Raw genomic sequence first — 12,985 nt, 5'->3', positions numbered from 1 at the left:
CTCTCCTTTACGAATTTCACTTAGTTAATCTTTTTACAGATTCTCTTGGAATTAAAGTACTATTAATGGTTATACTCTCACAAGGTTTATCTGGGTTATTAATTCTTTTTAAAAGGAGCTCCACTGCTATTTCACAGGAATATTCAATGTTTAGATCTAAGGTTGTAAGAGTAGGCATAGTTAGCGACGCCATTTCAGTATTGCCACTACTAATGATAGATATATCTTCTGGAACTTTGATTCCTTGTTTATACATGAGATTAATTAATTTTACAGCTATAAAGTCCCCTTGGCATATAATTGCTGAAGGTCTATTTTTCATCCTAAGTAAATTCATAACTGATGTTTCAAAATTTTCTTCGAAATTCTCTTCAATATAAGTAAAGAATTCACTGCGAATAGGTATTTCATGATTTTCAAGAGCAGAAGTTATCCCCAGTACCTTTTCTTTATTTCTAAACAAAATACTACGCCTTCCTAAAAAGCCAATATCTATATGTCCTTTTTTTATTAAATACTCACATTGCTTATATCCTCCATTATTGAAATTAAACCAAACACTGTCAACATCACAGGAAGGAGAATATCCTGTATAAAAAATATAACTTTTAATTTTCTCTTTTAGAAGATTTACATAATTATCATCAAATTTTCCAATAAAAATAAGACCATTAAAATTATTCTCTTTTAGTAATTTTAGTGGAAGTTGCATCTTGTCTTGGTTATTTTTATCAACAAATTCTGTGTGATAAGATATATCTTTATTTTGAAGGGCGCGCTGTATTCCCTGTATCATATAAGCAAAATTACTATTATCTTGTAGAAGAGGCCTTTGATGTAGAACTAAAATTTTATAGGCATTTTTGTTTATAGACTTTATATATCCCATCTCTTTTGCCTTAATTAAAATTTTTTCTCTTAATTCTTCTCCAACTCCGATTTTGCCAGATAGTGCTCTGCTCACAGATATTGCTGAGATGTCTAAAGCAGAGGCTATATCTGATATTGTAGTTTTATTAGTCAAACAATTCACCCCCAAATTTACCCTATAATACTATTATAAGTAATGATACGTTAAAATGCAACGTTAAAAACAAGTAAAAAACAACGTTACAATATTAAACTTGTAACGTTGACTGGATCTTATAAACTTATTTTTAAAAAATGTACCTGCTTAGCTGGCCAAGAATTTTTATAATATATATCTAAAGCCTCAAAAGAATGATGAGACACTAAAGGTTGCGAATATATAAAAGCTGTAACAATAGCAGAATGAAATATATTTCCATTATTACCTTCGAAAAATATCAAATCACCTAATTCAAGTAGGTCAGTATCATATATTTCAAGGCCTTTAATTCCGGTGGCATTAGATTGTTGATTAACTTTCAAAGTCCAATAAAGTGAGTGTGCCACAGTCCAGGTCACAGACCAGGTGTCATCCTCCGTACTTAATGTATTAGCCTTATTGTACCACCAAGGATGTGAGCCAGTAAAAATCATAGGCGCTCCACCAGCTAGTAGGCACTGAGATACAAAGTTTGCGCAATCTCCACTTGTCTCATTATTAATAAGAGAGAAGTACCTAAAGTTAGGGTTTGGATGCAAGGCATAGGTCCTTGCATAATTAACAGCATTTATTCTTGAATATTGATTTTCTCTAAAAAGGTCCATGTTACTCTCCATAAAATTATTATTATTTAATTCTATGATAAAGCTGCTGTGAATGTTCATAAAAAAGCAAAGGTTTATTGCCTGAAGGCTATATATTTAAATAATGGCAATGACGCAAGGTAGATGTAAGTATGTTGAACATTTGACATATAAATTAATCTTGTGTATAATTTATAAAACTAGAATATTATAACAATTTTAAATTTTGTTAAACGTATTTTATGTTAATGTTTTGTTAATTATAGCCTATACAAATAAAAGGAAGATAAGGATAAAATAATTTAAGGGGGTGAAAAAATGTATAACTTAAAGTTTACATTAAGTATAAGGAGCTCTAAGCAAAGACTATTTTAATGTTAAGTCTACAACTTTGCTTGGAGTAATATAGGTATAGTAGATAAAATGGGCTTAACATATAGTGGTTTTTGCGCTTAATTCATAAGTTATATTATAGAATTAAAGGAGCGTATAGAAATGAAATATGTTAAAGCAGAAAATATTTTACCAGAACATGTAATAGAAATTATTCAAAGTTATATAGATGGGGGGTATTTATATATCCCTAGAAAAAAAGGTAATGAGAAATTTTGGGGAGAAAATAGCGGAGCAAAAAGTTCCTTAAAGGCTAGGAATGTTGAAATATATGAGAAATTTACATATGGATTTAGCGTAGAGGAGCTATGTGCTGAATATTATCTTTCCGAGAGTAGTATAAGAAGAGCAATAAGAAGTGAAAAATTAGCTAGTTAAAAATAAACCCAGCAGGGGACAACCCTGCTGGGTTTATTTATGTACCATAATTATATTAGCAGAGTATGAGTAGAAATCAAGTTCTATACAGAAGCATTTGTGAACGTGAAAAGAACCTAGTACTAGGGTATAATTTTGCTTAGAGAATTATTTGTATTTTATAAAGCAGGGGGGATAATTTTGAAAAAGTATTTTTGTGAAATAAAACTCTTTATTTTTATGAGAGTTTTATGCGATGGGATTATGGCATTATCTGTTGCAGCGTTACCAGCACTACAAAAACAATTATTCGATTTAGTAACAGGAGAAGTAATAAAAACAAATTCTTTTCTTAGGATTATAATCACATATGTAGTATGTTTATTAGGCTCTGTAATATTTTGCTATTTATCAATGATTTTTACTTGGAAAGCTAGTTTGAATTTTGAACAATCAATAAAAAGGGATTTCTTCAAATCAATTTTTAGCTATAGTTATGAGGATTTTTCAGCAAAAGATGTGGGGGAGTATATTTCGATTCAAGGAAATGATATAACTGCACTTGAGCAAGATTATTTAACACCATTGATAGACATAATACAAGCTGCTATTAAAATTATAATTTTTAGTGTTTTCTTATTTTTAAATGTAGATTGGAGAATTTCAACTGTAATACTTTTAGGATCTATACTGACAATACTAATTCCAAAGATGGCTTCAAAACCACTGGCTACTAAAAGACATACTTATTTAGATGAAATGGGTGTTTATGTTTCAAAAATTAAAGATTATCTTGAAGGGTTTAAAGTCATTCAAAGTAGAACAAGAAAAAGTATTAATAGAGAACATGAAAAAGCATTAATTAACACAACAAATATGAGATTTAAATATGGTAAATTCAAATGTTTAACAATGGCTTTAGAGCATCTTAGCTTAAATTGTGTAAGTGCAATTGCATTTATACTTGCAGCAATTTTATTATTAAAACGTGAAATAACAATGGGGACCTGTGTAGCAACTTTTGGGTATATCAATAGTTTTATTGAACCTATTAATAACCTGATGTATGATTTTAACGCTGTAAGTTCTTTAAAAAAGACAAAACAAAAGATACTTTCTTATCTAAGAGAGGTACCAAATGATAAATTAACAGTTAAGAAGCAATTTAATAGTGATATTGTATTTGATAATGTAACTTTTGAGTATAATAACTTTTCTTTGAAAAGTGTTAGCTGTAGATTTGAAAAAGGCAAAAAGTATGCATTAATTGGCCATAACGGTTCAGGAAAATCTACTTTAATTAACATGCTTATGTCATATACGACTCCCACTTCTGGTACCATTAAAATTGATGGGGAAAATATAAATTCTATAGATACCGCACATATTATGTATTGTCTTAACCAAAATGAACATATATTTTTTGATGATTTTATGAATAATGCTACAGTATTTTCTTCTTATGCAGAATCAGATGTAAATAAAGTCACTGATAATTTTAAATTGAAAATAGTTGATGTTATAAAATCCAACAATAATTCAGAGCAGTTAAGCGGCGGTGAAAAACAAGTTTTAGGAATTATAAGAATGATTACAGCAAACACAGAAATATGTCTTATGGATGAGCCTTTTGCAGCCACGGATGTGAAGACAACTGAAATATTAGAAAATACTCTTCTTAACATGGAAGAAAAAACTATTATTATGGTTACTCATAAATTATCAAAAGATTTAGAAAAATTCGATGAAGTAATTTTAGTGGATAGCGGGAAAATTGTACAAAAAGGTACATTTGAATATATTTGTAAAACTGCGGAATTTAAAAAAATGAAAATGGTGCAAACGTAAATTATACAAAAAAACAAGATATGGTTCAATATTATGGGCACTTTTGGTATATTGGTCAGAGAATAAAGTATTGGATAACAGGTTGTTTATTGTTGAATTAATTGAAAAAATGTTATATAATTACTTTAAATTGTATTTTAAAAAGGGGCTTGAAAAATGTTTATAACTTATCTTTTTAACAATAATAAAATTCGTTAATTAAATTTACAACCTATTTAGAAAAACATGTAAAAAACATGTTTTATCGTTGTGCGAATTTTATTATGTGCATTTTTAAATGCACTGTTAGAGAGGTGGGTATTTTTATGTCCAAAAACGAAAATAATCAATACAAATCTGCATTTAAATTTTTATTTAAATTTATGAAACCGCATAAAAAATTATATTTAGTTGCGGCTACATTTTCAATATTACTCATTGGTACTAATATTCTTCAGACCTATGCCACAGGTATGCTTATAAACAATTCATCCATAGGAAACTTTAAAGAAATTGTGCTGAGCATTTTTATTTTCACCTTATCAATTGCTTTTAATATAGCGCTAACATATAAAAATGGTTACGCATGTGCATCGCTGTCTGCATTATCTTGCAAAGATATAAAAGCATATATTTTTAATAAACTGCTTAATTCGAAATACAGCGAATTTCAGAAAGTAAAATCTGGAGATATGCTAAACACTATAAATTCAGATACTACTAATGTATGTAACTTTGTGTCCACTAATTTAACTGGGCTATTTTCACAATTTGCAATGGCTTTTGCAGGATTAATTTACTTACTAATTGTAAGCAAATCTTTATGCTTTGTAACCTTTGCATACACGCCAATTGGAATGTTTTTTACTCTTTCTCTTAATAAAAAGTTAAATAAATTATATCCTAAAAGTGCTGATTATAAAGGGGAATCGCTGTCTGTAGTTGAACAAGCACTCTCTTGTATTCCAGTTATAAAATCCTTTATGATGGAAAAACAAACTGTAAAACGTGTAAAAGCACAATATGATAATGTTTACAACACCGATATGAAAATATCCGTATGCAGTGCGCTAATGCAGCCAGCCTGTTATACTACATCCTGTATACCTCGAATTTTATATTTAATTTTTGGTGGGTATATGGTCATAAGCAGCAATTTATCCATTGGTACCTTTATAGCGACCTTTAATTTGCTTGATTTTATCATTGGTCCAACGGTATATTTTCCATTTCTGCTTAATGGTCTTAATAAAACTATTACCTCAATAAATCGTATAAACCGACTTGAAAACTTACCTCAGGAAGACATGCAAACAGTTGCAAGAAAAAATTTTGGTAAGCCATCAATAAAAATTCATAACTTATGTTTTGGTTATAATGAAGATGAATACACCATTAACAATTTAAACTTTGAACATAATAGTTCTGGTATTATTGCACTATGCGGAGGATCTGGAAGTGGGAAGACAACCCTTTTAGATTTAATCTGCGGACTGTATAAACCTCAAAAGGGAAAAATTGAACTGAGAGGTGATATAGGAGTAGTTTCACAGGATACTTATTTATTCCCTACAAGTGTAATGGAAAATATTAAGTGCGCAAAAATCCACGCCTCAGATGAAGAAGTAATCAATGCTGCAAAAAAAGCAGGTGCTGACAGTTTCATTAAAGCATTGTCTTATGGTTATGACACAATGATTGGTCAGGGCAATAATAATTTATCAGGAGGACAAAGACAACGTATTTCCCTAGCACGAGCTATGCTTAAAAATGCTGAAATTTGGCTACTTGATGAACCCACTTCAGCACTTGATGAGCAGACGGAAAGCCTTATAGTAGACACAATGAAAAAAGCATCAAAAGAAAATTTAATTATTGTAGCAGCTCACAGAAAGTCACTCATAGACTGCGCCGATGTGATACTGAATTTGCAGGAGGTGAGTGTACAATGAGACATTTAAAAAGCTTCAATATACCAACGATAATTAAGTCAATACAAATTATGGGCAAGCGTAACATTCCATATCTTGTGTCCATTTTCCTGTTTTGTAGTATAGAATTAGCTGGAATACCTCTTTTAACCTATGGTATTAAGGGGGTAATTAATGCAGTTACTATGAAAAGTTACTCCTTATTTTGGAAATCCATAATATTAATTGCCCTAAAGCATCTTATATGGAGTATATATTCTCCAATAAGTTCATACCTTTGTAGCTATGCATCAAATGGTGCAATTCGGGATGTTAAAGTAAATATAACGGAACATATAATAAAACTGCCACAAAAATATCACGATTCAAAGACTAATGGAGAAATATTGTCGCATATTTCAAATGACACTTCCTGTTTGGAAGGAATATACGATTACAGTTTTTTTGAAGTAATACGTCATGCCCTTCAAGGTATAGGCGGTATTGTAATTATGGCCCTAATAGATTGGCGCTTTGCTATTGTAGTATTTATGCTTGGTACAATCAGTGTATATGCTACAGCCCATTTTAGTAAAAAGCTTGAAGTTACAGGTGAAAAGCTACAAGAGGATCTAGCAAAAACTACTGTGGATGCCTATGAACTTATAAAAGCTGTAAAGACTATTCGTTTGCTAAATCTTTCTGATAGTAAAAAACACCAATTTGATGATAGTACTGAAGCAGAAGCAATTACACGAGTAAAAAGTGGTGAAATCTCCTGGAAAATGAAAGCTGTTATTACAGGACTTGCTGCTGCTACTTATCTTTTAATTATTGCAATTGGAGCTACTTTTGTATATTACAACTTGTCAGATTGGGGCACAGTTATTGCTCTTACAGGATTAAAATCTTCCACGGATTGCCTTTTCTTAGAGTGTGGAGAGCATATGGCTGGCATGCAGACTAATGTTGCCGGTGTAAAAAGATTGCTTGCTATATTAGATGAAAAGGAAGAAACTATTTTGGAAAATGGAAAGTTTATAATTACAAAGGATTCTATTCCTTTGAGCACAACTAACATAAACTTTTCTTATGATGAAAAATCACCAGTGCTTGAAGATATAAATATATGTATAGAACCTTGTAAACTGACGGCTCTTATTGGTGAAAGTGGTTGTGGTAAAAGCTCTCTTATGAAACTGCTTTTAGCCTTATATGAACCAGACAAGGGTAGTATATCTTTTAAAGGAAATGAAGTAGTAACTTTTGAAGCTCTACGGAGTAAAACTGCCTATGTACCACAAGAGCCCATGTTATTTTCAGGCACTGTTTTTGAAAATATTTCGTTTGGGTATGAGAATGCTTCTATTAATGAGGTTATATCTGCAGCTAAGGCTGCTAGTGTGGATGAATTTATTCAGTTATTGCCAAATGGATATGATACTATGATTTTTGAGGAGGGTAAAAACCTTTCAGGTGGTGAAAAACAACGAATTGCTATTGCAAGAGCACTTTTAAAAAACACACCTATTCTATTACTTGATGAGATTACATCCGCACTAGATAATACTACAGAAGAAAAAATAATGGAAACTATATTAAATATAAGTAAGTCTAAAGCTGTTTTTATTATTACGCATAATCCTGATATAGGCATATATGCAGACAGAGTATATGATTTTAACGATATTTCAGAAGAAAAGTCCACCATCTTCTAAAGTTACGTTAACCGACCCTTGACAAAAATTGATGGTTGAAATAAGATATAGACCAATTGACAAACATAACTAATTTTGTAATAAATTACTCTGTTAAGTAATATTACTTAGGTCCTTTTGATATAACAAGAGCTAAATATATTAGTATTGGCCCAGAAAAGACTTTGTTAAGAATTAGTGTAGGAGTAGAACCCGAACCTGAGATGTACAAAATTAAAAGCGTTATAACAAATACGTTGTCAAAAATTAGGGGAATAACTAAAAATCAAGACTTAATTAGGTAGGTGTAAATAATGTTAGATTTAGCTAGGAAAAAGATATCCATTTTTAGTATTGTTAAATTATGTGCCAGATATTCACCGATGATTTTTGTAATGTGCATTGCTTTAACGGTGATGGATGGTTTATTAGTGCCTCTGATGATGGGGGTTGTTGCAAATTTTATTGATTCTGCAATAACATTAGCCTCAAAGGATCCACAAACTTATATAGTGATGAAAAATGCCTTATTTATGGGTCTGGGCTATTTCTATATGCAGCTTAGTCAAGAATTAAAATTGTACTTTTATGAATTGTTCGAAGATACACTTAGAAACAAATTAAAGCCAGATATCATAAAAAAGCAATTTTCTATGGATTATTTATTGTTCGAGTCAACGCAAACACAAGATTTACTATTAAGAGTTACTAAGAACATAGAAAAGAAATTCATTCAAATTTTCAAATCAAGTAATTCGATTATCACCATAGCTATACAAGTAATTGGTATTTTATATATGTTGTATAAATATAATTGGTGGATAGTTATCATTTTTGTTTTCATTATAATTCCAATAATTTTCTTAACTTTTAAAGGTGGTAAAGCAATCTATGAGTCAGAGAAAAAGGTTGGTTTCATGACAAGACAGATGAATTACCTATCTGATGTATTGTCAAATAGAGAAGCCAGTGCTGAAAGAACACTATTTAATTATTCGCATACACTAAATAAAAGATTCAAAGATGCCCATCTTTATAGATCGAATTTTAATACAAAGACTTTAGCACGTGAAACTTTAAGAATCAAATTATGTAATATGGTGATAAATATATTTACCATTATAATAATTATTATCTTATCAAGGCAAGTATACAATAACCTATTAAGTGTTGGTTTATTTGCATCCATAGTAGGGAGTATGATAAATTTAACAAAAGTTATTTCAATTCAATTATCAGCGGCTTTCTTTGAATTTTCTTCACATAAGGAATATGTTAAAGATTTTAAGGAGTTTATAAAATTAGAAGAAAATAAAGAAGTATTTGATAAAAAATATGAAAATTTGAAGTTTGAAAGCTTACACATTAAAAATTTATACTTTAAATATAAAGACTCTAAAGACTATATAATCAAAGGAATAAATTTGTATCTAGAAAAAGGTAAATCCTACTCTTTAGTGGGCTTAAATGGGGCAGGAAAAACAACTTTGATAAAAATATTAGTCGGTTTATATAGAGATTTTGAAGGCGAAATTTTAGTTAATGGTAAGGATATAAAGATTTACACCTTCGATCAACTACGAAGCATGTTTTCTATTGTTTCTCAAGACTATGCCAAATACTATGTTTCTCTGAAAGATAATATTGCCTTTGATAATCCTGAAGCGGATATTAGTTCAGTTATAGAAAAGCTAGACCTCCGTGACTTGATTCGTGATTTACCAGAGGGGGAAAATAGCTATTTAGGTAAAATGTATGATAATGGAATAGATATTTCAGGGGGGCAGTGGCAAAGAATCGCTATAGCTCGTGCTCTTTATAAAAATGCACCATTTGTGATTTTAGATGAACCAACATCGAGTTTGAGTCCAACTGCTGAAAGTAAACTTTATAATAATTTTTCAAAAATAGCTAAGGATAAAACTCTACTTATGATTAGTCACAGGTTAGGTTCAACAAAAATATCAGATGACATAATAGTACTTGATAGTGGTAAAATTGCTGAGCAGGGTTCTCATGAAGAATTGATGAAGAAAGATAATATATATGCCAAATTATTTAACAAGCAACGAGGGATGTATTATGAATAAAAGAAAAAGAATGTCTAATAGTAAGGTTTTTTTAAAATTAATTAAATATATATGGCTTGCAAGTCCGCTTACTTTTTCGGTACTTGTAGTCGCATCATTACTATTTAGTGTTTTACGTTACTCAGAGATAGTAGTATTAGAATCGCTATTTTCCAATATATTGAAGGTTGTTAAGGGATCGACCTATGATACCATGATAATGCCCATATTAGCTATGCTAGTCATCTTAATCCTTAATCCAGTTGCCGAATGGTTAGAGTTTTTAGCACAAGGCTACTTTTGGAGACGCGGTAATGGGTACATGCAATCACTATATCATGATCGCATCAATAGAATGGATTTAATTGATTATGAAGATGTAGAAAATTTTGATGAATTTAAGAAGGCGAGTCTCGGAAATGAAGAAGCACCAAATGCAATCCGTGTTATTGTCCAAATATTGTTTTTATACTTACCTTTTATATTAATAACATCATTATATCTGATTGCTATAAAACCTATGTTGGTATTTGCCATAGTATTAATGTTTATTCCGGTTTTAATTTCTGAATTAATTAGTATGAGTAATAATTATGATTTTGAAGATAAAATTGCGAATAGAAGAAGAAGGACTGAATACTTTGAAAGTTGTATTGTTTCAAAAGAAAATTTCAAAGAAACCTTAAATAATGGATCCTTTAACTATTTCTATAGTCTATTTGTAGATTCTAACAAAAAATTTAGTAAAGCCTTTGTTGATGTTAAAAACAAGCAACTAAAAGTTGCTATAGTTATGCGAGTTATAAATACCTTAGGGTACATTTGCGTACTAGCTTTATTAGTTTACTATTTATATAATGGTTCTATTTCAGTAAGTCAATTTGCAGCTATTTATTATTCTATAGAGAAAATTACGACTATGCTAAAGAACCTTATTGAAAATATTGGTGAAGCTTTGGTAGGGAATTCAACTACATCTTTTCTTATTAGATTTTTAAATGAAGAAAAAGAAATTGAAAGAGAAGCGGAACTCTCAAAGACCGGTGATATTGTATTAAGAGATGTTTCTTTTAGATATCCAAATGCAAAGGAAAAGTCTTTGTCAAATATAAACCTAACGATAAAAGCTGGCACATCCCTGGCAATCGTTGGGGAAAATGGTTCTGGAAAAAGCACATTAACAAAAATAATTATGGGTTTGTATAATCCATCACAAGGAGTCGTGCTGTATGGTGGTGAAAATATTGCAAAACACTCGAACTTATCCAAATTCAGTAATATTAGTGCGGTGTTCCAAAATTTCATAAAGTATAAACTACCTGCTGAAGATAACATAAGAATTAGTAATATTTCGTCGCAAGACTCAATTGAAAATGCTTCTTCAAAGATCAATCTAAGTTTTGATGATTTAAAAATTAATAATGAAACTATTTTATCAAGAGAGTTTGGTGGACAAGAACTTTCTGGAGGTGAATGGCAACGTATTGCAATTGCACGTGGCTTATATCGTCCACATGATTTAATTGTTTTGGATGAACCCACTGCTGCTATTGATCCTATTGAAGAGGCAAATGTTTTCAGTACTTTTAAGAAATTGAGTGATAATAAGACTTGCATTTTTGTTACTCATAGATTGGGATCAACTCAAATCGCCGATAAAATTGTTGTAATGGAGAAGGGGGAGATAGTGGAAGAAGGTACAAATCAAGAGCTAATTAATTTAAAAGGAAAGTATTATTATTTATTAGAATCTCAAGCTAAATGGTATGAACGATGATCTGTAGTAGAAAAATATAAACTGTATTATAACTTTTAAATTCTCACATAAATTTCTATAAAATAATGAAATCCTTAATGCATTTTCTTTAGATGCTCTTTAGGTTTGCTTTAGGTTTAATAAACCATTGCAAGCTATAATTTAAATAAAGATTAAGTTAAGAGGAGTGGAAGATGTGAAAAAGTGGGCTAAAAGAATTATATTTTTTTTGCTTTTAATTACTATTGTATTATTAATTAATAATACAATAGGTAGATTAGGTTATAACAGGGAAGAAAAAGAAGAAAAGCAATTAACAAAATTTGAACTTGAAGATGTAAAGGAAGCAAAAAGATTAAAAGAATCTTATGGCGATAAATTATTTAATGGGTTTAGTAAGTCTGATATACCAATAGTAGTTTATAATGATAAATATGAATTTTTAATTAATGATACATCTTTGGATGCAAGTTTTATGGAGTTTGATAATAATAATTCAATAGTTGGAGAAAAGATTTATATAAGAGATCATAAAAATGCTCAAGCTTTCGCTTTGAAAATAGATAATAATTGGGTAGGGTCTATGCCAACGCTTTATACTTATAATAAGGATGCTATTAATGCAATGAATAAGGAAATGCCCTTAGTAGTTAATAGGTTATTTCCACCACAACTAATAACAATAACGAGAGGCTTTATTCCATCAGCGATAGTACACGAGATGATGCATGCATATTTCGGTAACTTGAATGAAAAAAAATTAAATAGAGCTGAAGAACTAACCAAAATCCAAAAGGAATATCCTGATACTGATGGTATTAATGAAAAGTGGAATATGGAAGGGAACGCATTATATAATGCACTAAACGCTAAAAGTAGTGAGGAAAGTATTAAATATGTAAAGGAATTCTTGAAAATAAGGGATGGGAGACGTAGGGCACATAAATTATCTTCTGAATTTGTTGACCTTGAAAGATTTAAAGAATGGGAAGAGGGATTGGGCAAGTATGCAGAAATAAAAATTTATGACTTTGCACAAAAGGATAGCAATAGTTCCAAAGTTTATAATTATAGAAATAATAGACCTTATTGGAAGTCAGACTTTAAGTCTATAAGGGACAACCTTGGTTTACGTGATGTAGAATATAGATTTTATTTAAGTGGAATGGCTCAAGCAATGATATTAGATAATCTTTCTGACAAATGGAATGTGAACATTGATAAGGATGGAGTATATTTGGAGGATAAACTTAGGGAAATAGTAATGAAAATAAATAATTAAAATGATTGGTTTAACTATATAAAATAAATTTTTTAAAAGAT

9 protein-coding genes are annotated in these 12,985 nt (G+C 30.2%); 7 read left to right on the top strand and 2 right to left on the bottom strand.

The genetic code is table 11. The features are described 5' to 3' along the window. Positions 1-16: 16 nt before the first annotated feature. Together ACREV6_RS06225 and ACREV6_RS06220 are read right to left on the bottom strand one after the other, a co-directional pair. Positions 17-1,024, bottom strand: coding sequence for a LacI family DNA-binding transcriptional regulator (locus ACREV6_RS06225; RefSeq protein ID WP_431577143.1), 1,008 nt, complete (start codon positions 1,022-1,024; stop codon positions 17-19). 119 nt (positions 1,025-1,143) lie between these two features. Then, positions 1,144-1,674, bottom strand: a complete 531-nt coding sequence (locus tag ACREV6_RS06220; protein WP_431577142.1) for an amidase domain-containing protein — start codon at positions 1,672-1,674, stop codon at positions 1,144-1,146. Positions 1,675-2,148: 474 nt separating this feature from the next. Between ACREV6_RS06220 and ACREV6_RS06215 the strand changes: the two genes are divergently transcribed. The 7 genes from ACREV6_RS06215 (at position 2,149) to ACREV6_RS06185 (ending at position 12,944) form a co-directional block, all read left to right on the top strand. Then, a complete protein-coding gene (locus tag ACREV6_RS06215; RefSeq protein ID WP_431577141.1) occupies positions 2,149-2,424 on the top strand; it encodes a CD3324 family protein in 276 nt (91 codons plus the stop codon). A 180-nt stretch (positions 2,425-2,604) separates the two neighbouring features. After that, entirely contained in the window at positions 2,605-4,251 is a 1,647-nt protein-coding gene (locus tag ACREV6_RS06210; RefSeq protein WP_431577140.1) for an ATP-binding cassette domain-containing protein, read from the top strand. A gap of 305 nt (positions 4,252-4,556) precedes the next feature. After that, complete coding sequence (locus ACREV6_RS06205; protein WP_431577139.1) at positions 4,557-6,182, top strand: ABC transporter ATP-binding protein; 1,626 nt, start codon at positions 4,557-4,559, stop codon at positions 6,180-6,182. Next, positions 6,179-7,858 (top strand): ABC transporter ATP-binding protein, encoded by a 1,680-nt coding sequence (locus tag ACREV6_RS06200; RefSeq protein WP_431577138.1) that lies wholly within the window; start codon positions 6,179-6,181, stop codon positions 7,856-7,858. The genes ACREV6_RS06205 and ACREV6_RS06200 overlap by 4 nt, the downstream gene beginning before the upstream one ends. Before the next feature lie 293 nt (positions 7,859-8,151). Continuing rightward, positions 8,152-9,927 (top strand): ABC transporter ATP-binding protein, encoded by a 1,776-nt coding sequence (locus ACREV6_RS06195; protein ID WP_431577137.1) that lies wholly within the window; start codon positions 8,152-8,154, stop codon positions 9,925-9,927. Next, positions 9,920-11,683, top strand: a complete 1,764-nt coding sequence (locus ACREV6_RS06190) for an ABC transporter ATP-binding protein (protein ID WP_431577136.1) — start codon at positions 9,920-9,922, stop codon at positions 11,681-11,683. Before ACREV6_RS06195 ends, ACREV6_RS06190 begins: the two co-directional genes overlap by 8 nt. Positions 11,684-11,858: 175 nt before the next feature. Then, positions 11,859-12,944, top strand: coding sequence for a hypothetical protein (locus tag ACREV6_RS06185; protein ID WP_431577135.1), 1,086 nt, complete (start codon positions 11,859-11,861; stop codon positions 12,942-12,944). Positions 12,945-12,985: the final 41 nt, after the last annotated feature.

The sequence above is a fragment of the Clostridium sp. genome (assembly GCF_050717515.1).
Taxonomy (GTDB): Bacteria; Bacillota; Clostridia; order Clostridiales; family Clostridiaceae; genus Clostridium_AD.
This window is presented reverse-complemented; position numbering and strand designations above follow the sequence as displayed.

Bases quoted from the DNA above. Each gene is read 5' to 3' on its own strand.
- ACREV6_RS06200 (WP_431577138.1), top strand. From the start codon at position 6,179: ATGAGACATTTAAAAAGCTTCAATATACCAACGATAATTAAGTCAATA.
- ACREV6_RS06220 (WP_431577142.1), bottom strand. From the start codon at position 1,674: ATGGACCTTTTTAGAGAAAATCAATATTCAAGAATAAATGCTGTTAAT.
- ACREV6_RS06205 (WP_431577139.1), top strand. From the start codon at position 4,557: ATGTCCAAAAACGAAAATAATCAATACAAATCTGCATTTAAATTTTTA.
- ACREV6_RS06215 (WP_431577141.1), top strand. From the start codon at position 2,149: ATGAAATATGTTAAAGCAGAAAATATTTTACCAGAACATGTAATAGAA.
- ACREV6_RS06195 (WP_431577137.1), top strand. From the start codon at position 8,152: ATGTTAGATTTAGCTAGGAAAAAGATATCCATTTTTAGTATTGTTAAA.
- ACREV6_RS06190 (WP_431577136.1), top strand. From the start codon at position 9,920: ATGAATAAAAGAAAAAGAATGTCTAATAGTAAGGTTTTTTTAAAATTA.